Below are 24,000 nucleotides of genomic sequence, written 5' to 3'. Positions count from 1 at the left end.
TCCGATAGATAAGGTATATTTTATTAATAGAGTAGCTTAAAGTCAAGTTGAGATATTTAAAATTACTAGAAAAGTGGCAGGTGGAACCATGGACCCGATTTTGACAGTCAATAATCTGCACATCTCTTTCCAGAGCCATGATGAAGGGCGTGCCGCTGTACGCGGCGTAAGCTTTGAAGTCTATAAAGGGGAAACCCTCGGAATCGTTGGTGAATCGGGCAGCGGCAAGAGCGTCACCGCCCGCTCCATCATGAGACTGCTGCCTTCCCCGCCCGCACTTATGAAGGATGGGGAGATTGTCTTCCTGGGCGATAACCTGGCGGATAAATCGGAGAAGCAGATGGAGAATATCCGCGGGCGGGAGATCGGGATGATCTTTCAGGACCCGATGAGCTCCCTGAACCCTACCATCCGCATCGGCGAGCAGATCAGCGAGAGCCTGATTAAGCACCGCAAGCTGTCCCGCAGAGCTGCGAAGCAGGAAGCACTCGAGATGCTGAAGCAGGTCGGCATCCGTGACAGCGAACTGCGCTACCAGCAGTATCCGCATGAATTCTCGGGCGGGATGCGCCAGCGGGTCATGATCGCTATCGCGCTGGTCTGCCAGCCGGCGCTGCTTATTGCAGACGAGCCGACTACCGCACTGGATGTGACGATTCAGGCGCAGATTCTGAATCTGATGAAGCATATGCAGCAGCGCCTGGGCACCTCCATCATCCTGATCACCCATGATCTGGGCGTCGTTGCCGGGATGTGTGACCGAGTGGCGGTTATGAAGGACGGGGAGATTGTGGAGACAGGCAGCACGGAGGACATCTTCGCCCGCCCGCAGCATCCGTATACACAGCGGCTGCTGAATGCGTTGCCCCGGCTGGACGAGAAGAAGAAGCCCAAGCCGCCAGGCCTCATTATTCAGGGTGAGGGCAGACAGCCGCTGCTGGAAGTAAGGTCGTTGAAACAGCATTTCAACCTGGGCAAGGGCCGGGTGCTGCGTGCGGTCAATGACATCAGCTTCCATATCCGCGAAGGAGAGACCCTTGGCATGGTCGGTGAATCCGGCAGCGGGAAGTCCACGACCGGGCGTTCCATTCTCCGGCTGCATGAGCCGACCGGCGGCGATGTGCTGTTCCAGGGCATGGCGGTGAACCGGCTCAATACCCAGGAGATGAAGATCATGCGGCGCCATATGCAGATGATCTTCCAGGACCCGTACGCATCCTTGAATCCGCGCTTCAAGGTCATGGATATCATCGGTGAAGCCTTGGATGTCCACCAGCTGGCCGGCAGCAAGAAGGAGCGGAAGAAGCGGGTCGAGGAGCTGCTGGATCTGGTCGGGCTGGACCCGGCATTCGCCATCCGCTACCCGCATGAATTCTCCGGCGGCCAGCGGCAGCGGATTGGCATCGCCCGCGCGCTGGCGGTTGAGCCAAGGTTCATCGTCTGCGATGAACCGCTGTCCGCGCTGGATATGTCCATCCAGGCGCAGGTCGTGAAGCTGCTGGAGGAGCTGCAGCAGCGGCTCGGTCTGACCTACCTGTTCATTGCCCATGACCTGTCCATGGTCAAGCACATCAGCGACCGGGTGGCCGTCATGTACAATGGCCGGATTGTCGAGCTGGCCGAGAGCGAGGAGCTCTACACCAATCCGCAGCATGAATACACGAAGTCACTCTTGGCTGCCATTCCTGTGCCCGATCCGAAGGTCGAAGCGGCGAAGAAGCGGGTGCTCCTGGAGGAGCAAAGCAGCGGCGGCGGTGACAAATACAATCTCGACCAGTCCAGTCTGGTCGAGATCTCAAAAGGCCACTGGGTCGCTATACCAGCGGGCTGAGGGGGCGAGGACTGAGGGGATAAGGGCTTAAGGATAAAGGCCGAGGATGCAGGACTTCAACGCTAAGAGCAATTGAGGGGCACTTGTGCCCCTCATTCCGCTCACCGCCCGCTTTCAGCCAATTCAGGTGCACTAATGCTCCTCATTTCCGCGTACCGCCCGCTTTCAGCCAATTCGGGTGCACTAATGCCCCTCATTTCCGCCTACCGCCCACTTTCAGCCATTTCAGGTGCACAAATGCCCCTCATTTCCGCCTACCGCCCACTTTCAGCCATTTCAGGTGCACTAATACCCCTCGTTTCCGCCTACCATCCACTTTCAGCCAATTCGGGTGCACTATGCTGTTAGTGTTAACCGTGGACACCCGTTAAGAGAATAGAGATAATTAGTTTAACGAGGAGGTGTCCCCATGAGTGGAACACGGAGAAGCTACAATGAAGACTACAAAAGACAGACCGTCAAGTACATCCAGGAACAGACGAAATCGGTGGCGGAACTGGCCCTGGAGCTGGACATCCCCGCCAAAACGTTGCATAAATGGCTGGGACAGTACCGGCAGTTTCAGGATGAGCCCATCGTGACTCCAGATAAGTACAGAGAGCTGGAACGTCAACTGAAGGAGCGGGAAGAGCAGCTTGCAGACCTGACCGAAGAGATGGCCATCCTAAAAAAAGCAGTGCACATCTTCAGCAACCCAAAGAACTGAGATTTCAGTTTATTGAAGATCATCGCTCCGAGTTCCCTGTGGAGAAGATGTGCCGTGTCTTTCAGGTGTCCCGGAGCGGGTATTACAAATGGAGAACAGCGAAGCCCAGCCCTCAATCCACCCGCAAAGCGTTGCTATTAAAGCGGATAGCCTATCATTTCCATGACTCTAAGGGTCGCTATGGCAGTCCCAAAATCAAGGTTCTCCTCGAACGTGAAGGGCACCGGGTCAGTGAACGCACCGTAGGAAAGTATATGAAGGAACTCGGTCTGCGCTCTTGTGTCGCGAAACGATTTCGGGTATGCACCACCGACTCCAACCATCCGTTACCCATTGCCCCCAACCTGTTAAACCAGCAATTTCACACGGAAAAGCCGAACCAGACGTGGGTGGCGGATATCACCTACATTCCCTGCCGGGAAGGACGGATGTACTTGGCGAGCGTGCTGGACCTGTGTACCCGGGAGATTGTCGGCTGGCGGCTTAGCGACCGAATGACCACTGACCTCGTACAAGACGCTCTGGACGCTGCCTATCAGGCGAAACGCCCCGGGAAGGGCTTGATTCATCATTCGGATCGGGGCTCCCAGTACGCCTCTGCCGACTACCGGGAACGCCTCAAGACGTACCAGATGACTGCAAGCATGAGCCGCAAAGGAAACTGTTATGATAACGCCTGTATCGAATCGTTTCACAGCCTTTTAAAAAAAGAGTTGGTGTACTGGCATCGATTTAAAACGAAGCAACAGGCGTATGATGCCATCTTCCAGTACATTGAATTTTTCTACAACCGCAAACGAATCCATGGGGCGCTGGGTTACGTTTCTCCGGTTCAGTTTGCAGCCACATTTAAGCGAAAAACGATGTAGTTGCTGTCTACTTTCTTGACAGGAGTCCACTAATGCTCCTCGTTTCCGCCTACCATCCACTTTCAGCCAATTCGGGTGCACTAATGCTCCTCATTTCCGCCTACCATCCATTTTCAGCCAATTCGAGTGCACTTGTGCTCCTCATTCGCTCACTTAGCCAACTTTCCGGGAATTCAGGTGCACTAATGCCCCTCATTTCCGCCTACCGCCCGCTTTCAGCCAATTCAGGTGCACTAATGCTCCTCATTTCCGCCTACCGCCCACTTTCAGCCATTTCAGGTGCACAAATGCCCCTCATTTCCGCCTACCATCCACTTTCAGCCATTTCAGGTGCACAAATGCCCCTCATTTCCGCCTACCATCCACTTTCAGCCAATTTGGGTGCACTTGTGCTCCTCATTCGCTCACTTAGCCAACTTTCCGGGAATTCAGGTGCACTTGTGCTCCTCATTTCCGCCTACCGCCCACTTTCAGCCAATTCAGGTGCACTAATGCCCATCATTTCCGCCTACCGCCCGCTTTCAGCCAATTCGGGTGCACTAATGCTCCTCATTTCCGCCTACCATCCACTTTCAGCCAATTCGGGTGCACTAATGCTCCTCATTCCCATTACTCCCTCAGCTTCCCCACTCCGCCGGTGGATCCGATACCGCTATATTCCCTCTGCCCGCAAGCCTGTTCGCCTACGGAATGAAGAGGTTGCCGCGTCAGGGCTGCCCCAAATGAATGACCTCATGCTCCTCCGCACTTCGGTATGTCCCGAATACAAGCTCCAGCGTCTTCAGATTATCTTCTCCGCTTGTCTGGAATTCCCTACCAGTGTTCAGACATTCAATGAAGTGCGACTGCAGGCGGTAATGGCTCTCTTCAAAATCAAGGCCGTTATCCTCCGAAACGACAGTCTCCAGCCCGCTGTTATCGATCAGACTAAGCGTACCGCTGCTGTACAGCTTGATCGTTGCCTGATCGCCTTCAATAATCAGCTGCTCCTTGTGGTCTGGCAGCACAGGCAGAGCAAGCCTGCCCGGCAGATTCTGCCGGGTGGCCCAGCTCATATCCATGAGGCCCATATAATCCTCGTAGCCGAGGGTAATGAGACCGGCATCCTCCCCCGCAATAAAAGGACTGACCCGCCGGGTCTCCGCATATAGCCGCTTAGGCTCCCCGAACAGGAAGCGCCACGTATCGTACCAGTGAACCCCCATCTCATAGAACAGCAGCTTCGGCATCTCCCGGAAGAACGGCTGCGGCAGCTCATTCTCCGGGGCAAACCGCGGTGAATAATAATCCGTGTGGATATAGCGGATCGTCTGGAGCCGTCCTGCCGCTCCCTCATCCAATAGCTTGCGGATAGCCTGAATCGGCTGCAGCCAGCGCCAGTTCTCGGTGACCATCAGCCGGACGCCCGCAGCACGCGCGGTTTCCACCATCTCACGGGCTTCCTCCATGGAACGGGCAAAAGGCTTTTGGCACATGATATGCTTCCCGGCCTGTGCGGCCAGTCCAACCAGCTCGGGATGGGTATCCGGCGCAGTAATAATATCCACTACATCCAGCTCCGCAGAAGACAGCATCTCTTCCAGCGTGGAGTACAGCATGTCCCGGGGAATCCCGTACGCCTCACCCTTACTGTGCAGCTTAACCGAATCCAGGTCGCACAGGCCTTGAATCTGAACGCCGGGGATACGCTGCCATGCCTGCAAATGCTTGTCTGACCAATACCCGGCACCCACTATACCAATCTTCCACATCCTATTTAGCCTCCAAGTCATGCTCATCGTGCAGGCGCGTCATTCTCACCGCCATATAGGTCCGTCCCGGAAGATCGACCCTGAAGGTTCCCTGATAGCTGCCCGCAAGCAGTTCCACCGTCATGTTCCAGGTATCCAGCAGCTCCACCTTGTAGCGGAACTCCGGGTTCATCGTGAACTGGCGGAACATCGGCCGGTTAAACCCGAAATAATACAGATAATATTCATCCTCCACCCCGGCTCTGGGCAGATCCCAATCCGAAGGCAGCGGGTTCAGCCCCGCTGAAGGCCCTTCCTCCATAACACGCCGCAGAAAAGCAATCCGCTCAGGGCTCGTGCCATAGAGCCGCCCGCCCTTGGCCCACCAGAGCTTATCCTCCGGGTGAAGATAGGTTTCGCCGTGTCCGACATACCCTCCCCGGACCGCACCTTCCCAGAACCGGCGGACCATCTCTTCCCCGGTAATATTCCCCCAGCCATGCTCCACATTGCCCTCGTAGGCACATTCATCGATTACAACAGGCTTATTCCAGCGTGTTCTCCACTCGTCCGTATTCTCGGAGGTCTTGTAGGCATCCACCCGCTGGATGCTGCAATGGGTAACCCAGGGCTGGCTATAATCATAAAAGGCAATACCGTTGTGGTTAGAGATCAAGTGCCCGTAAGGATCATACGACGTTACAATGTGGGCATATCTCTCCCAATCGGCAAGTGTCTTGTTTCTCATGAAATCATATTCGTTGGCCAGCGACCACCAGACATGGCGGTACGCCGAGAGTCTGGCAACAAGGTACCGGAGATAGCGGTCATCCGCCTCCTTGCCCATATCTGCGAAGCCCCAGCGGTCATACGGGTGGAACAGAATCAGGTCGGCCTCGATGCCAAGCTCCCCCAGATCCGCAATCCGCTCCTCCAGATGCCGGAAGAACGCCGGATTGAACCGGCTGTAGTCCCAGCCTGCCTGGACCGAGCCTTCATAGGGATAGTACTCCGGTTCATTCTCGTTATAGGAGTAGGATTTCGGGAACACGCACATTCTTATTTTGTTAAAAGAAGACGCTTTCAGGGTCTCCAGCGTCTGCCGCTCCATCTCATCGCCCTGATGGGTCCAGGCGTAGCAGGTCGTGCCGACCGGAAGATACGGCGTCCCGTCCGCATAGGCAAAATGAAAGGTATTCCGCACCCGGACCGGACCGTGATTCCCGCCCGCAGCAGCCGTGCATTCCAGCTCCCCTTCAAGCTCATGGAGCGCAGGCTCATTACTGCTCGTCCGGAATGTCCACTTCCCCTGATGCTCCGGCATGAAGCGGATGCGGTATACGCCTTCCCCGTCATAGAAGCCCAGAACCCGAACCGAGTGTTCTCCCATCGAAAATTCCGCCTGCACTGCTACCTCCGTAAACGGATTGCCCCCGGCAGGGCCTCCATGCAGTACAATTTCACATACGTCCCACCGGGAAGTCTGATCCGGCACCGATACGGAGACCCTCCCCTGAAATGCAGAAGCCTGTCCCGCTTCCTTCTGATCACCCATAAGTCCTGCTCCCTTCTGTATGAACCCTCAGATATACAATAGCAACTTATCATTAAACAACTTAACAACTAAACAAAAATAAACAAAAACTATTAAAAATTGACTGCGCATCTTACCTAAGGCCATCCTACAACACCTGTAAAGCATCGTCAATATTCTTATTTCATCGTAATTATTGCTTCATCATTGCTTCGGTTACCTGTCAATATAACTAAACACAACTAAACAAAAACCGTTCTTTTCAGGTTCATTGCTAAATCCACTCCCTTCCCTTACACTAAACATACTTGAGCTGTGTTAAATGGAGGTTTTGTCATTGAATATGGAGGAGCTTGCCCGGCTGGCCGGGGTCTCCAAAGGGGCCGTTTCGCTGGCGCTGAACGGGAAGCCGGGGGTCGGAGCGGAGACCCGGGAACGAATCCTGCGGCTTGCGGAGACCTATGGATATACCGGCAGGGGAAGAGCGGCCGCCGCCGAGGCGAACGCGGCCACATTGCGGTTTCTGGTGTTCACCAATGCCGGACTGGTTCATGAGGAATATTATCAGCAGCCCTTTTTCCGGGAGCTGATTCATCATATCGAGGAACGCTGCCGGATGGCAGGCTACAGTTTGATTTTCTCCGTGATTGAAGAGAAGCACTATGAGCAGGGCATTCAATCGGTGACGGAGGAGCCGGCCAGCGGGGTCATTCTTCTCGGCACCAGCCTGGATGCAGCCAGAATAGCCGATATCGCGGACAAGCTGCCCGGCCTGATCGTGCTGGACACCTGCTTCGATGCGCTGCCTGTCCATTTTGTGGAGATCAATAATTATATGGGCGCTTATCAGGCAGGCACCTATTTGACTACTCACGGGCACCGGAGAATCGGTTATATCGCATCCGAGGAGCGGATTCATAACTTCGGGGAACGGCAGCGCGGATTCATGGCCGCCATGGCGGAGGCTCAGGTGGAGATCCCCCGGAGCAGCCTGCTGGAGGTGCCACCAACCCTGTTTTCCTCCCAGGGGCCGTTACGGGACAAGCTCCAGCGCCTTAAGGACAGCGGCCAGCCTTTTCCCACCGCCTTCTTCTGTGAATGTGACTACATCGCTATCAGCGCGATCAAGGCGCTCGGCGATCTGGGCTTCTCCATCCCGGAGGATGTGTCCGTCATCGGCTTCGATAATATCAACGAATCGCAGATTGTAGCCCCGGAGCTGACAACGGTTCATGTGGAGAAGGAACGGATGGCCGCATGGGCGGTCGATCTGTTCACCGCCTCTCTGCTCCGGCAGCCCGCAGTCTGCACCAAGGTCAAAATCGACACCCTCTTCATCGAGCGGGCTTCCTGCCGGCAGCTTGAACTCTCTGAGGATCAGTAAGCTACATTCACGACCAAAAAACAGGAGCCAGCCCTAACCGCCTGATCGCGGATAATGGGTTGGCTCCTGTTCCTGTCTGCATACCACTGCTCTATTCGTCTTGCTCTATTGGTCCAGCCAGGTACGCATCATCGATAACAGCTGTCCGCTGTTCACCGGCTTGGTAATATAATCGGAGCAGCCTGCTTCCAGGCACAGCTCCCGGTCCCCCTTCATCGCCTTGGCTGTAAGCGCAAGAATCGGGAGATCCCTCCATTCCGGCTTCTCCCGGATCGCCCGGGTCGTCTCGTAGCCGTCCATTCCCGGCATCATGATGTCCATCAGGACAATCTCGATATCAGGCGTCTGCTCCAGCAGCGTGATCGCATCCTGGCCATTCTCCGCAGGGATCACCTTCATCTGATGGCGCTCCAGAATGGAGGTGAGTGCGAAGATGTTGCGGATATCATCATCCACTACAAGCACCTTTTTATACTCGATCATCTCATCCGATTGATACAGCTTCACCAGCTTGTCTCTGGAGAGCGGCGGCAGGTTATCCGCCTTGCGGTGCAGGGCGAGGGTCGTTTCATCGATCAGCTGGACATCCGACTTCACCTCTTTGAGCACTGCCATCTTCGCCAGCTCGTCCCATTCCGTTTCTTCCTCCGGCGTCAGCTTGCGGTTCATCTGCACCAGGACAGGGATTCTTTTGTTCCTGGCGTTCTTGTACATCTCCCGGAGGAACCGGATCAGCTTCATATCCGCCAGGCTGCTGTCCAGCACGATAGCATCGAATGTCTTGCTGTTCAACTGGTTCAAGGCTTTACGCCCGGTCTCTACGGCGGTTAGCGTAAGATCCGGGTTGTCCAGCAGCTCTGCTATACGCTTGCGCTCCTGTTCATCCTGGACGGCGACCAGCAGTTGGGCCGTGGTGTGGTCCGCGAACTGGTTCAGCCGGTCCAGCGCATTCTCCAGCTCCTCATTGGTTACGGGCTTGCGGAAGTAATCGTAGGCCCCCTTCTGCAGCAGCAGCACCTCATCCTCATCTACGGTCATTACGCAGACCGGAATATGCCGTACCCCGATATCATTCTTGAGCTGCTGAAGCACCAGCCAGCCGTCCGTATCTCCGCCAAGATGCAGATCCAGCGTGATGGCCGCCGGCTGGTATTTCTGAACCAGCTCCAGGACATCCCAGCCGCTGGTGGCGATAACGGCTTTGATTCCTTTTTTGTGAAGCATCCCCAGAATGATCTCATTGAACTTCTGGTCATCCTCAACGATCAGGAACACGCGGTCTCCCGGTTCAATCTGATCACGGTCATCCACGAAGGTCTCCTCTTCCGGCTTGACCAGGCTGCTTCTGCGTTTGGCCGGGGTGATATCAATGACCTCCGGAACATGGGCCTTCGGAAGCTCCGGCTCGGTGAATTCCGCTTCTGTCGGCAGGTACAGGTTAAACACACTTCCCTTGCCCACTTCGCTGTACAGGCTGATCTCTCCGCCAAGCATCTCGGCAATCTCACGGGAGATGGCCAGTCCCAGACCTGTTCCGCCGTATTCCCGGTTCGTGCTGCCGTCCGCCTGCTGGAACGCTTCGAAGATAATCTGCTGCTTCTCCGCCGGTATACCGATTCCCGTATCGCTAACCGAGAAGCAGATTACCGTGGTGGCCCGCTCCAGCGACTCATTGTCCGGGTGCCACCCATCGGCCGCTTTGCGGATCTGCAGCATGATCTGTCCCTGCTCGGTGAACTTGAAGGCGTTCGACAGCAGGTTCTTCAGGATTTGCAGCAGACGCTTGGAGTCCGTTGAGATGCTGGACGGCACGCCGGGATCAATCTTGATCCGGTAGTCGAGCTTCTTGGCATCCACCATATGGCGGAAGGTACGGTCCAGCCCGTCCGTCAGCTCCGACAGCGAGACTTCGCTGAAATCCGGCGTGATCGTGCCGGATTCGATTTTGGACAGATCAAGAATATCATTGATCAGGTTCAGCAGCTCCAGCCCGGAATCCTGAATCGTCTTAGCGAACTTCACTTGAAGCTCATGCAGGTTCTCATCCGGGTTCTCGGCCAGCTGTTCTGCCAGGAGCAGCAGGGAATTCAGCGGCGTCCGCAGCTCATGGGACATGTTGGCCAGGAATTCGGATTTGTACTTGGAGGTAAGGGCAAGCTGCTCCGCCTTCTCCTCCAGGTAACGCTTGGCTACCTCCACCTCGTGGTTCTTGCTCTCCACCTCTGCCTTCTGCAGCACCAGCAGCTTCGCCTTATCCTCCAGCTCGTCATTCGTGCTCCGCAGCTCCAGCTGCTGCTTCTGCAGCTCCTCGGTGAGCGACTGGGATTGAATCAGCAGCTCCTCCGTACGCTGGTTCGCCTGCATCGTGTTAATCACACTGCCGATGGATTCGGTAAGCTGATCCAGGAAGGCGATATCGATATCGCTGTAAGGCCGGAAGGTCGCCAGCTCCAGAATCGCCAGCACCTGGTCCTCGAAGATGATCGGCAGCAAAATAATATTGAGCGGCGTCGCTTCGCCCAGCGCGGACGAGATCATCACATAATCGCCCGGCACGTTGGTCAGGAGAATCCGCTGCTTCTCGATCAGGCACTGGCCGACCAGTCCTTGCCCGGCCCGGAATTCATTCGCCAGATGCTTGCGGTTCTGATACGCATAGCTGGCGAACAGCTTCAGGACGGCTTCCCCGCCGGAGGGTTCATTAATGTAGAAGACACCATGCTGCATCGATACCAGCGGAGCCAGCTCCGACAGGATCATACGGCTGACCGCATACAAATCGCGCTGGCCCTGGAGCATCCGCGAGAACTTGGCCAGGTTGGTCTTCAGCCAATCCTGTTCCGTGTTGATACGGGTCGTCTCCTTCAGGTTACGGATCATCTCGTTGATGTTATCCTTCAGCGTGGCAACCTCCCCGGAGGCGGATACATCAATCGCCCGGGACAGATCGCCGTTGGTCACGGCTGTGGCCACATTGGTGATGGCCCGCACCTGCGTGGTCAGCGTACTCGCCATGTAGTTGACGTTATCCGTCAGATCACGCCAGGTCCCCGCAGCCCCCGGCACGCTGGCCTGTCCGCCCAGCTTCCCTTCAGCTCCCACCTCGCGTGCCACGGTAGTGACCTGATCGGCGAAGGTGGCCAGCGTCTCGATCATGTTATTGATCGTATCCGTCAGCTCGGCAATCTCGCCCTTGGCCTCAACCGTCAGCTTCTGCTTCAGATTACCGTTCGCCACCGCCGTCACGACCTTGGCGATGCCGCGCACCTGATCGGTCAGATTGGTCGCCATGATATTCACGTTGTCGGTCAGATCCTTCCAGATGCCCCCGACACCGCGCACCTGGGCTTGTCCGCCCAGCTTGCCGTCCGTGCCGACCTCGCTTGCTACACGCGTCACTTCGGAGGCGAACGAATTCAGCTGATCCACCATCGTATTGATCGTGTTCTTCAGCTCAAGCAATTCGCCTTTGACATCCACTGTAATCTTCTTGGACAAATCCCCGTTCGCTACTGCTGTGGTTACACCGGCGATGTTGCGCATCTGAATCGTCAGGTTGCTCGCCATGAAGTTCACCGTATCGGTCAGATCCTTCCAGGTGCCGGAGACGTCCTTCACCTCGGCTTGTGCGCCCAGCTTGCCGTCCGTGCCCACCTCGCGCGCGACACGCGTGACCTCGGAGGCGAAGATCGAGAGCTGGTCCACCATCGTGTTGATCGTATTCTTCAGCTCCAGAATCTCACCCTTGACGTCTACGGTAATCTTCTTGGACAGGTCGCCCTTCGCTACCGCTGTTGTAACGTCTGCAATATTACGCACCTGGTCCGTCAGATTCCGGGCCATGTTATTCACGCCTTCGGTCAGGTCCTTCCAGGTGCCGCCGACTCCTTTCACCTGCGCCTGTCCGCCGAGCTTGCCGTCTGTACCGACCTCGCGTGCGACGCGCGTCACCTCGGAGGAGAACATGGAGAGCTGGTCGACCATCGTATTGATCGTGTTCTTCAGCTCCAGAATTTCACCCTGCACATCGGCAGTGATTTTCTTGGACAGATCCCCGTTCGCTACCGCTGTCGTTACCACCGCAATGTTGCGCACCTGATTGGTCAGATTGGACGCCATGTAGTTGACGCTCTCGGTCAAATCCCGCCAGGTCCCGGCCACGCCCTTCACCTGCGCCTGTCCGCCGAGCATCCCTTCGGTGCCGACCTCACGCGCCACACGCGTGACCTCGGAAGCAAAGATCGACAACTGCTCCACCATGGTGTTGATGGTGTTCTTCAGCTCCAGGATCTCGCCGGTCGCATTCACGGTAATCTGCTTGGACAAGTCCCCCTTCGCCACGGCTGTCGTCACTTCGGCGATATTGCGCACCTGATCCGTCAGCGTGCCAGCCATGAAGTTCACGCTGTCCGTCAGGTCCTTCCAGGTGCCGGAGACCCCCTTGACATCGGCTTGTCCGCCGAGAATCCCTTCCGTAGATACCTCGCGGGCTACGCGCGTGACCTCGGAGGCGAAGTTGCTAAGCTGATCCACCATGATGTTAATCGTGCTTTTCAGCTCCAGAATCTCGCCCTTCGCATCGACGGTAATCGTCTTCGACAAGTCGCCCTTCGCCACCGCTGTAGTGACCTCCGCGATATTGCGCACCTGATTCGTTAAGTTAGACGCCATATAGTTGACGCTTTCGGTCAAATCCCGCCAGGTGCCGGACACTCCCTTGACATCGGCCTGCCCGCCGAGAATCCCTTCCGTACCGACCTCGCGCGCCATCCGGGTCACCTCGGAGGCAAAGGTCGATAGCTGATCGACCATCGTATTGATCGTGTTCTTCAGCTCCAGAATTTCGCCCTGCACATCGGCGGTAATCTTCTTCGACAGATCTCCATTGGCGACCGCCGTGGTCACCACCGCGATGTTCCGCACCTGATTGGTCAGGTTGGACGCCATGTAGTTGACGCTCTCGGTCAAATCCCGCCAGGTGCCGGAGACATCCTTCACATCAGCCTGTCCGCCCAGCTTGCCTTCGGTTCCAACCTCACGCGCCACACGGGTCACCTCGGAGGCGAACATCGAGAGCTGATCCACCATCGTGTTGATCGTGTTCTTCAGCTCCATAATTTCGCCCCGCGCATTGACCGTAATCTGCTTCGACAGATCGCCGTTCGCCACGGCCGTAGTCACCGCTGCAATATTGCGCACCTGATCCGTCAGATTCGTCGCCATATAATTCACGCTGTCGGTCAGATCCTTCCACGTGCCGGAGACTCCCTTCACATCAGCCTGACCGCCCAGGATTCCCTCAGTCCCGACCTCACGTGCCACGCGGGTCACCTCGGAGGCGAATGTGCTGAGCTGGTTGACCATCATATTAATATTGCTTGCGGTACGCTGGAACTCGCCGGTGAGCGGCCGTCCTTCGATCGCCAGCTCCACCTGCTGGGACAGATCGCCTTTGGCTACGGCGTTAATCACCCGGACCATCTCGCTGGTCGGCTGAATCAGATCAATGACCAGCCCGTTCAAGGAATCGGTAACCGTCTCCCAGGACCCGCCCAGATTCTTCTGCACGAACCGTCTGGACAGGTTCCCTTCCTTGCCGACCACTCTGGCCACCGTCTGAACCTCATTCACCAGGCTCTCCTGAATATCCATAATCTCGTTGAATGTATCCGCTACCTTACCGGCAATTCCCGTCCGGTCATACGGCATCCGGCGGGAGAAATCCCCCTTCTTCATCGCCATCAAGGCGCTCAGCAGTTCACCGGCGTCTATCCCGTCGCCCTGGTTTTCTTTGATTTGGTTGTCATCGCTCATAATATCAACCCTGCCCCTTATTCAGCACGTATTTTTGCATGACCTGTTGTTTAACTTCCAGCCTGACCGGCCTGGCGATGAACCTCTACATCCCCGGTCCCTGATATTCATGAACGGCAATGGTAAAAACAAACGTAGCCCCCGGTTCATCCGACGGCTCTACCCGGATGCTTCCGCCCATCAGCTCCACCAGCGCTTTGCTGATCGATAAGCCCAGCCCCGTGCCTTCGAACCTGCGTGTGGTAGAGGCATCGAGCTGGGAGAAGGGCTGGAACAGCTCACCGATTTGATCCGGGGGAATCCCGATTCCGGTGTCTCTGATCGTGAATTCAAGCATGAGCTTCTCCGGCGGTCCCTCCAGCTTGTTAACCATTATGTATACACTGCCTGCATCGGTGAACTTTACGGCGTTGCCTACCAGATTATTCAGCACCTGGCGGAGGCGGTTCACATCCCCCACCAGATCAGGCGGTACGGCAGGATCGATTACTACCACCATGTCGAGCTTCTGCTCACGCGTCCTGGCGGTGAACAGGGCTATGGTCTCGTTCAGGCAGTCTTGAAGGGAGAACGGCGCTTCTTCCACCACCAGCTTCCCGGATTCCAGCTTGGAATAATCGAGAATGGGGTTGATCACTGACAGAAGGGCATTGCTGCTCGTGTGGATAATCCCGGCCATTTCAGTGTATTCGTCCGGCAGATCCGAAGCGAGCAGCAGATCAGACATCCCGATGATCCCGTTCAGCGGAGTGCGGATCTCATGGCTCATCATGGCCAGGAATTCCGATTTCACCCGGGAGGCAATCTCCGCCGTCTCCTTCGCTTCGCGCAGCTCCTGGTTCGTCTTCTCCAGCTCCCGCGCCTGCTGCTTCAGCATTTCGCTCTGGAGCTGCAGCGTCTTGTTCGCCTCATACATGCTGACGTAACCCTCAATCTTGGACTTGAACAGCTGCGGGACGAAGGGCTTCGTCATGTAATCCATCGCACCGACAGAGTAGCCGGCGAAGATATCCTCCATCGTAGTACTGTTGGCGGACATGAAAATAATCGGCACCACATGATTCTTCTCCCGGGTACGGATAAGGCGCGCCGTCTCCAGCCCGTCCATCCCCGGCATTTGCACATCCATCACAATGACGGCGAATTCCTCTTCCAGCAAGCAGCGCAAAGCCTCAATACCGGAATAGGCCCGAAACAACCGGTAAGGCTCATCGCGGAGAACAGCCTCAATGGCAAGCAGGTTCTCGGGATGATCGTCTACAAGCAGGATATTGACTGGAAAATCCATGAGAACCCTCGCTTTCCAGGTTGTGGCTTGCCTTGCGTTTATATTTCGAAAATATAGCTTATATACCCAAATTCTCCGCACCCGAAACTCAGGTCTGCTGGTAATTCACCGCTGTAATCAGACACTCTCTGCACAGAAAAGAATAATAGATTCCCTCGTCCTCCGCCACCTGGCCCATATCCGCTTGCGCCGCGAATGTCATCGTCCTTGAGCAGCAGGGACACACCGGATAGTCCGCATCCTGAATCCAAGCCGGATGCCCTCCGATCTGCGAGGCCGGTGCTTCCAAAATCCAGTGTGCACTCTCAAAAGTGCCTGCCGGCTGTTCCGACAGCTGCATCCTATGCCATGTATTGAACGCCGGTCCTCCGGTATTGTCAGGCAGATATTCAGGAACCGTATTATATTCACTCCATACATAGCCGCCCTCCAGATCGGCCTTCATATATAGGGTGCCATAACAGCTGCAGTGCATACATGCTGCGATGCGCAGACGCTTGCCGGGAAGCTCCATGAACCCTGTCTGCGGATGCTGCAAATCGTAGTCGAATAAGACGGTCAGCCCGCCTCCGCACCAAGGACAGGTGTCCGTTCCTGTCCGGAGCATTTGAACGGCCGCCGGAGCACCGGGCATTTCCGGAGTGTCTTCTCTGCTTACCAGGAAGGGATAACATTCGGGATGATACAGCTGCCTTTTGCCTCCTCCGGCATCCAGCTCCCAGCCCGCTTCACGGGCATACGTCTCGGGCGCCTGATATAACGTGGATGCCCACTCCGGCGGGGACTGCCGCCATGCCGCGAACAGCCTGACCACCTCTTCATCGCCAATCCAGGCCAGCGCCAACAGCAGAAGATTGCGGTTCGCCGGATCGGACTCCACCTGAGCAATAAGCCGGTCCCGGATCTGCGCGTCTGCATCCTTGAAGAGAATCGGAGGATTATAATTCTCGGTTCGAAGAAAGCTGTCCAGGCCCGGCCCAAGCCGCGTATCCGTGAAGCAGAGGAGGGACACCAGAATCATCTCCGCCTGATCCACATCCTCTTCCTCTTCCAATAGATGGACGGCGTAGCTCTCCATCCGTTCCCTTTCTTCCTCCGTCAGCCCGCGATACAGCTCCTGTGCGGTCCGGGGGTAAGGTACTTCCTTGATCAGCGGATCAGGCTTTCGCGGGCTGTGCATAATGGTGAGAATTTCAACCGGATCATGGATACCGGCATACCTGTTCACCTCTTTGCGGTTCTGTTCAATATATGCCTGTTTCTCCATCGCTTTCTTCTGCTGGTAGCAGGGCATACAGATGCCACCGGTCTTCAGCGCAGTTGCAGGAAGAATCGTTCCCGTGCAGCCTGGGGTCTGACAAGGCAGACGTTCACTCATATCCTCTCTCTCCCTTCGTGATCAGTACGCAGACTATGATTTTACTCCCATTATAAGATAACGGACTTTGGGGATGCCAGCAGACGGATTCCACTCCGACCCTTGACTGTTCGCCCGCCATCTAAGATAATAACAACCTCTGCCGTATTCCATGCAGGACAAGACTAACATTGACACAGAAAAGGGGCGGTCGTCATCAGCTGGTTAAATGATCTCTACAAATTACAGAAGAAGGAGCCTGCCAAAGACGCCGAGCCTGCTCTGGTCAATGCCATCTTCCGGATGTATGACCGGTTCAAGCGGCTCGGACTCACCGAACGGCTGGGCCAGCAGGATATGTCGCTGGATATTGCTGACGCTTATGTCCATGGCCGGAATGCGATGATTGAAGCCGGTGTCGGCATCGGCAAATCCTTCGCCTACCTGATTCCCGGCCTGCTCATTAACCAGCTCTCGCGCCAGCCTGTTATTATCGCCACCTCGTCCATCCAGCTCTCCGAACAGATCCATAAGGATCTGCGGTTCATCGGCAGCCGCCTCGGCTTCTCGATGGTCCGCTCTGTAGTCGGCAAGGGCATGGGGCAATATGCCTGCCGGTACCGGGCAGCGGAGCTGTTCCCGTCCGGGGAGCCGGACTCCCCGCCCACTATACTGGCAGAGCGTATCCTGAATGCAGAAATTAACGAACGGGCAGATCTGAAGGGCGGGGTCAGTGACGCCTTGTGGTCTAACGTGTGTGTGACGGATTGCAAGTTCGAGCACTGCCACTACAAGCATACCTGCACCTTCTATGACATGCGGGCCAAGATCAATGCCGCTCCGGGCGAGATGGACTTCATCATCGTGAATCAGGACCTGCTGATCCGTGACCTGATCAAGAAAAAGGAAGGCACCAAGGGCCTGATCGCAGAACGCCCCGCGCTGATCATTATAGATGAAGCGCATAATCTGGAGGCCAAGGTCCGGGATGCCCAGACACTAGAATTCACCTTCCGGCGGATCTCCCGGGTGCTGGAGGACGCCATGCAGCTTCTATTCAAGCAATCGGCGGACCGCAGCCTGATGAAGTCCTGCGAATTCGTCAGACGCTGTGCCAAAGAGCTGTTCAGACAGATCGAAGCGGACCTGCTGCACACGGCCAAGCAGGACACTGACCGGATTAAAGTATCGGAGATCACCGGGGTTCCGCTAGAGCGGGGAGTACAGGTCTTGCAGGAGTTCCGCCTCAGTCTCTCGGTTCTGACTTCCCGGCATGAGCGGGAGATCGACAATACGTTCGAAGCGGTAAACGGAATGATTGACCTCTTCCAGGTGCTTGCCGGGACGGTGGACAACTACCTGCTCTGGGCCAGCCAGCCCCGGGGAGAAGCCACCGTCAGCATCTGCCCCAAGGGAATCAGCCAATTCCTGAAATACAGTCTTTTTAACGGGAAAAGCTCTGTCATCCTGACCTCCGCAACCCTCAGCCAGTCCGGCGATACGCTGGAGGAACAATACGCTTATCTGACCCGGTCGCTGGGCTACAGAGGAGAGTATATGGAGCGTCAGGCTTCACCGTTCGATTATGACAACCATACGATGATGTATATTGCCAAGGACGTCCCTTACTATAACCATAACAACCGGGAAGCTTATCTGGAAGCGGCGTATAAGGAGCTGCTGCGGCTATGCAATGTAACGGACGGGCGGGCCCTGGTGCTTTTTTCGGCCAAAGAGGATATGAAGTACATTCACAAGAAGCTGAGTGCGGAGAAACTGAACTGGGCGCTGCACATGCAGCGGGAGGGCTCGTCCCAGGACGGGGTAATCGCTGAATTCCGGGCGAGCAAGGGCGTGCTGCTGAGTACCGGTGTGTTCTGGGAAGGTGTGAATATCGAGGGGGCGGATCTGTCACATCTGATCGTCTTCCGGCTGCCGTTCCCGGTTCCCGCCGATCCAGTCTATGAGTACAAAGCCGCACAGGCGGCAAATCCGCTCATGGAGGTCTACGTACCGGACATGCTGCTGCGCTTAAGACAAGGCACCGGGCGTCTGATCCGCAGCGAGACGGACCTCGGGGTGCTCAGTATTCTGGATTCCCGCCTGTCGGCCGGAGCCCGCAACCCGTACCGGGAGCAGGTCCTTGCCGCCCTGCCGTTCACCAAGGTGACGGAGGAGTTCGGGGTGCTGGAGAAGTTCGTGCGTGAGAAAGGGATTCATCGGTGACCGGCAATCACCACTTCATCAGTCTCCGAATCTCAGCCGTTAGTCTGTCTGCCGCCTTGCGGTGCGTCACCTGGGAAGGGTGGAAGTCAACGGCGTAGCCGTCCTCTTCGCGCTGCACCTCGAACTTCATCACCGAGATCCTGCTGTCGCCGGTTTCCCGGGAATAGCGGTCCACCGCCTGCTCCAGGTAAGGATACAGCCTGTCCCCCATGATTCCCAGCGTACATAGGATCGTAGAATGGGGATTATTCTGTGTGACTTTTTGGAGAAAAGCGACATAGTTCTCTGCATAATCCGCCTGCTTGACGGGGTCCTCCTTGGTGTAAGAATCATCGTTCGTTCCCAGATTAATGACGATCAGCTCCGGCGTGAATCTGCTGAACTCCCAAGGCACCTCCTGGGGCAGCAGACTGCCGCCGAACCTTCCTTCCGACTTGCCTACCTTCTCATAGTAATCGGGCAGAAGATGGGTGGTCAGCTTCTGGTCATTCTCCGTATAGCCGGTAATAATGCCGTATCCGCTGTAACACACCATGCTGTAATCCGCTCCAAGCTGCTCTGCAGTCAGGTAGGCGTAAGCCTTCGTCACATCTTCTGTAGCCGTAGAAAAAGCATGCAGCGCCTCTTCATCATCCACACCATACCCGCAGGTAATGGAATCGCCGATGAATTCAACCGTATGTAATTGGCGCGGCGTTGGCCTGATTCCCTCCGCAGCCTCCACCGCGATCTCCCCAATGCCAACCGTTGACATCGCCGCCTCAGACAGCTTCGTAATTCTTATAGTAACCTCCTGCTCGGTATCGCTTTCGAACACGGTATATGTTTTGCGCGGCTGGTCCACCTGATCATCAATCACCCGTATACCGTTAACACTGATCCCGATCCGGGCCAGATTATTGCCGGTTGCAGCGATATCATCGCCTTGCAGGGTTATCCGGGCCGCTCGCCCGTAGAAAGAGAATTCCACCCCGCCGCCTGAGAGCGCCAGCCATAGTACCTCCCCCATCCAGTGGGTCCGCCCAATGATTCTGACATGGTTAGCTGTCGGTCTATACGTTTGCATCTGAGACATTCCATAACCTTCCTTCTCCGGTTTCTATTGGTAACATTAACAAAGGCGCTTTATATTATCAATGAAGATTGTTCAGCAGTTCTTCTTATGTAGCTGCTCTGGGTGGTATGGTAAGATACTAAGTACTTGTCAAGTGGAAACATATACATTCTATTTTGAAAAAAGGAGGCTATCCATGGACATCTCCAGAGGGACTTACGGCTTTCGCTTTGCCGAAGATAAGGAGCTGCAGCTGTGCGTATTGTTCGCAGCCGGTTATGATTCCGTCTCCGATCCCGCTTACCGCTGGGACGGTATGGAGCGCAGCGACGGCCCGCTGCTGCTGTTCCAGTACACCCTCTCCGGCGAGGGGGTGTTCGAGTCGGAGAACCGGACCTACCGGGTCCGGGCCGGGCAGGCCTTACTGGCGGAAATTCCCGGCCCCCACCGCTATTACTACCCGGCGGATGCGACGGAGCCCTGGGAGTTCCTGTTCCTGTTGCTGCGCCCAAGCCTGATCCTGCCCCACTGGCGCAGATTCCTGCGTGAAGCAGGCGAGGTTCCCCGGCTACCCGCAGATTGTACACCTGTCCGGCTGGCCCGGATGATTGTAATGGATGCCGCAGCGGGCAGAATCTCCGATCCGCTGATCGCCTCTTCCAGCGTCTATCAATTCGTGACCGAATTGACCCGTATGCAGGCAGCTACGCTGCGCGACAGGGACAACTGGTCAGAGAATATCAGGCGCGCTGCCGAATTCATCGAGCAGCATTACGCACAGATGGTCAGCATCGACCAGCTGTCGGAGCATGTCTCCCTGTCCAAATACCACCTGATCCGCCGTTTCTCGGCCAGCACCGGCTTAACCCCCGGCGCTTATCTGACCCGGGTCCGTACGGAGAAGGCCATGGAGCTGCTCCGAGGGAGCAGCCTAAGCATTGAAGCGATTGCCCGGCAGATCGGCTACTCCAGCGGAAGCTATTTCATCAAGGCATTCCGCAGCCTGACCGGACTGACACCGGGCGATTTCCGCAGCGGGGATGAGAGCTTGACTTACCGCCGGCTGTTTTTTGATTAAGCGCAATATAGTGCTATTCCACTCGTAAGATTACTATAGATATTGGGATTCCCCTTGATTAAGATGGACATATGAGGAGCAATAATCCATCTGTAGAGGAGAGTTACAATGAATCATGAACTTACAGCACCTACCCCGCCGCTGGGCTGGAACAGCTGGGATTGCTACGGCGCAGCCGTAACAGAAGCGGAAATCCGCGGCAATGCGGAATATATGGCCGAGCATCTCAAAGACTTCGGCTGGAGCTATATCACCGTGGACATCCAGTGGTATGAGCCTGGTGCCGTGTCCTCTCTGTACCGCCCCTTCGTCCCGCTGATCATGGATGAATACTCCCGGCTGATGCCTGCCGAGAACCGCTTCCCTTCAGCAGCGGGCGGCCAGGGCTTCAAGCCGCTGGCTGACTATGTCCACAGCCTGGGACTGAAGTTCGGCATTCATATCATGCGCGGCATTCCGCGCCAGGCGGCTCATGCTGGTACTCCAGTTCTGGGCACGGACGCAACCGCCCGCGAGATTGCCCATACCAACTCCATCTGCCCGTGGAATACCGATATGTACGGTGTCGATGCTTCTAAGGAAGGTGCCCAGGCTTACTATAATTCGCTCTTCGAGCTGTACGCACAGTGGGGAGTCGATCTGGTAAAAGTGGATGATATCGCAGCCTCCAGGCTCTACGATACCCATCTGCCGGAGATTGCCCTGATCTCCCGGGCGATCGAGAATTGCGGACGCCCGATGGTGCTCAGCCTCTCCCCCGGACCCGCTCCGGTGGAGTATAAGCAGCACTTCACTGAACACGCCAACATGTGGCGCGTGACCGATGACTTCTGGGACCGCTGGGAGCTGCTGCTCGACATGTTCAGCCGCTGCCGCAGCTGGCAGGGCGTCCCGCAGCCCGGCTCCTGGCCGGATTGTGATATGCTGCCGCTCGGCCATATCGGCATCCGTTCCGTGGACGGCGGCGGGGATGACCGCTGGACCCGCTTCACCCGGGACGAGCAGCTGACGATGATGTCGCTGTGGAGTATTTTCCGTTCGCCGCTGATCTTCGGCGGCGAGCTGCGGGACAACGACGACTGGACGCTGTCGCTGCTCACCAACCGCGAGGTGCTGCGCATGCACCGCGAGAGCCACAGCGCCAAGGAAGCACTCTGCCGGGACGAGCTGATCGTCTGGACTGCCGCTCATGACGATGGCACACGCTATGCGGCCGTCTTCAACATTGGCAACAGCCCTCTGTCCGTTACCCTGGCCCTCGAAGAGATCGGCCTAAGCGGCGCGGCGTCCGGCACGGAGCTGTGGAGCCAGACGCCTGCCGAGCTTAGCGGCGGCGTGCTGCAAACCACCGTGCCCGCGCATGGGGTACGGTTGTATAGCTTCTTGTAGAGAGAAGCTAAGCAGACATACTAACAGCCAGCAGGAATGGAGTGATTCCATTCCTGCTGGCTGTTTCTTTTTGACACTATTGAGAAGGGACTGGCTCCTCTAACAGCTTATGCCTGCCCCATCGTGCTGATATCAATCACAAACCGGTAGCGCACATCAGAGGCCAGCACACGCTCCCAGGCTTCGTCGATCTGGTCAGCCGAAATCACTTCGATCTCGGAAGCAATCTGATGTTTCGCGCAAAAATCAAGCATTTCCTGCGTCTCGCGTATTCCGCCAATCATCGAACCGGCGAACGAGCGGCGGTGGCCGATCAGCGAGAAGGCATTAACTGCCAATGGATCAGCGGGTGCGCCAACATTAACCAAGGTCCCGTCCAGTGCCAGAAGTGAAAGGAAGGCATCGATATTAACCTGCGCGCTGACCGTATTGATGATCAGATCGAATGAACCGGCCAGCTGCTTGAATGTCTCCGGATCACTGGTTGCATAATAATGATCTGCCCCCAATTGCAGGCCGTCATCCTTCTTCTTCAGGGATTGGGATAACACCGTAACCTCGGCTCCCATGGCATGGGCAATTTTCACGCCCATATGCCCAAGTCCGCCCAGACCGACTACAGCTACCTTTTTACCGGGAGCAGCTCCCCAGTGGCGCAGTGGTGAGTAGGTGGTGATTCCGGCACACAGCAGCGGTGCGGCAGCGTCAAGCGGAAGGTTGTCGGGAATCCGCACCACGAAGTCTTCAGTAACAACGATATGTGTGGAATATCCGCCTTGCGTATATTGCCCGTAGCGGTCAATGGCTCCATAGGTTCCGGTGTTCCCCTCCAGGCAATACTGCTCCTCGCCCTTACGGCAGCTGCTGCACTCCCCGCAGGAGTCCACCATGCAGCCTACTCCGACACGGTCACCGACAGCATATTTCGTAACTCCAGAACCGATCCGGCTGACAACACCTGCAATCTCATGCCCCGGAACCAGCGGATATTTCGCCGGCCCCCACTCCCCGCGGGCGGTATGAATGTCGGAATGGCAGATCCCGGCGTATTTAATCTCAATCAGAATATCCTGCGGCAGTAGTTCCCGGCGCTCAATCGTAGTCAGCTTGAACGGGCCTTCCTGACTGAATGTAGCGCGTGCGTTAACTTGTATCATTGGGAGACCTCTTTTCAATAGAATAGTAGACTAGCTTTACAAAGCTTATAATATTCCTTAAAGTTAACTCTAAGTCAAGCTAGAAATATTCAGAACAGGAGAACTAAGATGAAGACTTACTCCATAAGCGAAGCCGCAGCGCATTTCAACATGACCCCGCATACGCTGCGTTACTATGACAAAGAGGGCCTGCTCCCTTCTATAGAGAGAGCTCCCGGCGGCAAACGTGTATTCAAGCCTTCCGACATGGAGGCCCTGCGGATTATTGAATGCCTGAAGGCCTCCGGGATGCCGATCAAAGAAATTAAGCATTTCATTGAATGGTGCTCCGAAGGAGATGCCACCTTGCAGCGCCGATACGATATGTTCCTGGAGCGGAAGGCTTCCGTAGAAGCACAGATGGAAGAATTAAGAAAAACGATGGAAGTCATAGAACATAAATGCCGCTATTATAAGACCGCCCTGGAAAAGAGTACCGAAATGATACACCCGTCATAACAACCGTATGGTTCACCAGCCCCTGCTGCGGTTATCGTTACATAGAACGGCTATCGCAGACACATCCTAAGACCGAATCTGCATT

At 56.0% G+C, this 24,000-nt stretch carries 15 protein-coding genes; 8 read left to right on the top strand and 7 right to left on the bottom strand.

What is annotated here, in order from left to right; all coding sequences use genetic code 11:
- Positions 1 to 88: 88 nt before the first annotated feature.
- From MHH28_RS29915 to MHH28_RS29905, 3 genes are all read left to right on the top strand, one after another.
- Positions 89 to 1,831, top strand: coding sequence for a dipeptide ABC transporter ATP-binding protein (locus tag MHH28_RS29915; RefSeq protein ID WP_405108734.1), 1,743 nt, complete (start codon positions 89 to 91; stop codon positions 1,829 to 1,831).
- Positions 1,832 to 2,240: 409 nt separating this feature from the next.
- Positions 2,241 to 2,537, top strand: coding sequence for a transposase (locus tag MHH28_RS29910; RefSeq protein WP_405105070.1), 297 nt, complete (start codon positions 2,241 to 2,243; stop codon positions 2,535 to 2,537).
- Positions 2,534 to 3,406: an IS3 family transposase gene (locus MHH28_RS29905; RefSeq protein ID WP_405117317.1), complete on the top strand. Its 873-nt coding sequence runs from the start codon at positions 2,534 to 2,536 to the stop codon at positions 3,404 to 3,406. Before MHH28_RS29910 ends, MHH28_RS29905 begins: the two co-directional genes overlap by 4 nt.
- Before the next feature lie 707 nt (positions 3,407 to 4,113).
- Here the strand turns inward: MHH28_RS29905 and MHH28_RS29900 are convergent.
- Entirely contained in the window at positions 4,114 to 5,157 is a 1,044-nt protein-coding gene (locus MHH28_RS29900; RefSeq protein ID WP_405108731.1) for a Gfo/Idh/MocA family protein, read from the bottom strand.
- Between the two features lies 1 nt (position 5,158).
- Positions 5,159 to 6,691 (bottom strand): DUF5605 domain-containing protein, encoded by a 1,533-nt coding sequence (locus tag MHH28_RS29895; RefSeq protein WP_405108728.1) that lies wholly within the window; start codon positions 6,689 to 6,691, stop codon positions 5,159 to 5,161.
- Between the two features lie 322 nt (positions 6,692 to 7,013).
- On the opposite strand from MHH28_RS29895, the gene MHH28_RS29890 reads away from it, so the two are divergent.
- The gene (locus MHH28_RS29890; RefSeq protein ID WP_405117315.1) at positions 7,014 to 8,054 is read left to right on the top strand and encodes a LacI family DNA-binding transcriptional regulator; all 1,041 of its coding nucleotides are present in this window, start codon (positions 7,014 to 7,016) and stop codon (positions 8,052 to 8,054) included.
- Positions 8,055 to 8,159: 105 nt separating this feature from the next.
- On the opposite strand, the gene MHH28_RS29885 is transcribed toward MHH28_RS29890, so the two are convergent.
- The 3 genes from MHH28_RS29885 to MHH28_RS29875 all read right to left on the bottom strand — a co-directional run bounded on the left by MHH28_RS29885 (position 8,160) and on the right by MHH28_RS29875 (position 16,534).
- Complete coding sequence (locus MHH28_RS29885) at positions 8,160 to 13,868, bottom strand: HAMP domain-containing protein (protein WP_405108725.1); 5,709 nt, start codon at positions 13,866 to 13,868, stop codon at positions 8,160 to 8,162.
- A gap of 85 nt (positions 13,869 to 13,953) precedes the next feature.
- Positions 13,954 to 15,156 (bottom strand): ATP-binding protein, encoded by a 1,203-nt coding sequence (locus MHH28_RS29880; RefSeq protein ID WP_405108722.1) that lies wholly within the window; start codon positions 15,154 to 15,156, stop codon positions 13,954 to 13,956.
- Between the two features lie 88 nt (positions 15,157 to 15,244).
- Positions 15,245 to 16,534, bottom strand: a complete 1,290-nt coding sequence (locus MHH28_RS29875) for a DUF1963 domain-containing protein (RefSeq protein WP_405108719.1) — start codon at positions 16,532 to 16,534, stop codon at positions 15,245 to 15,247.
- Between the two features lie 282 nt (positions 16,535 to 16,816).
- Between MHH28_RS29875 and MHH28_RS29870 the strand changes: the two genes are divergently transcribed.
- Positions 16,817 to 18,739, top strand: coding sequence for an ATP-dependent DNA helicase (locus MHH28_RS29870; RefSeq protein WP_405108716.1), 1,923 nt, complete (start codon positions 16,817 to 16,819; stop codon positions 18,737 to 18,739).
- A 7-nt stretch (positions 18,740 to 18,746) separates the two neighbouring features.
- Here MHH28_RS29870 and MHH28_RS29865 read toward each other — a convergent pair whose 3' ends face one another.
- Entirely contained in the window at positions 18,747 to 19,814 is a 1,068-nt protein-coding gene (locus tag MHH28_RS29865) for a GDSL-type esterase/lipase family protein (RefSeq protein WP_405108713.1), read from the bottom strand.
- 175 nt (positions 19,815 to 19,989) lie between these two features.
- Here MHH28_RS29865 and MHH28_RS29860 point away from each other — a divergent pair, with 175 nt between their 5' ends.
- Both MHH28_RS29860 and MHH28_RS29855 read left to right on the top strand, forming a co-directional pair.
- Complete coding sequence (locus tag MHH28_RS29860) at positions 19,990 to 20,871, top strand: helix-turn-helix domain-containing protein (RefSeq protein WP_405108710.1); 882 nt, start codon at positions 19,990 to 19,992, stop codon at positions 20,869 to 20,871.
- Between the two features lie 108 nt (positions 20,872 to 20,979).
- Positions 20,980 to 22,260 carry a glycoside hydrolase family 27 protein gene (locus tag MHH28_RS29855; protein ID WP_405108707.1) on the top strand — a complete coding sequence of 427 codons (1,281 nt, stop codon included), beginning with the start codon at positions 20,980 to 20,982 and terminating at the stop codon, positions 22,258 to 22,260.
- 107 nt (positions 22,261 to 22,367) lie between these two features.
- On the opposite strand, the gene MHH28_RS29850 is transcribed toward MHH28_RS29855, so the two are convergent.
- Positions 22,368 to 23,417, bottom strand: a complete 1,050-nt coding sequence (locus tag MHH28_RS29850) for an NAD(P)-dependent alcohol dehydrogenase (RefSeq protein ID WP_405108704.1) — start codon at positions 23,415 to 23,417, stop codon at positions 22,368 to 22,370.
- Between the two features lie 108 nt (positions 23,418 to 23,525).
- On the opposite strand from MHH28_RS29850, the gene MHH28_RS29845 reads away from it, so the two are divergent.
- Positions 23,526 to 23,915: a MerR family transcriptional regulator gene (locus MHH28_RS29845; RefSeq protein ID WP_405108701.1), complete on the top strand. Its 390-nt coding sequence runs from the start codon at positions 23,526 to 23,528 to the stop codon at positions 23,913 to 23,915.
- Positions 23,916 to 24,000: the final 85 nt, after the last annotated feature.

It is taken from the genome of Paenibacillus sp. FSL K6-1217 (assembly GCF_045040735.1).
Taxonomy (GTDB): domain Bacteria; phylum Bacillota; class Bacilli; order Paenibacillales; family Paenibacillaceae; genus Paenibacillus_AQ.
Note: the sequence above shows the minus strand (reverse complement) of the source record. Positions and strands in the feature narration are given on the sequence as shown.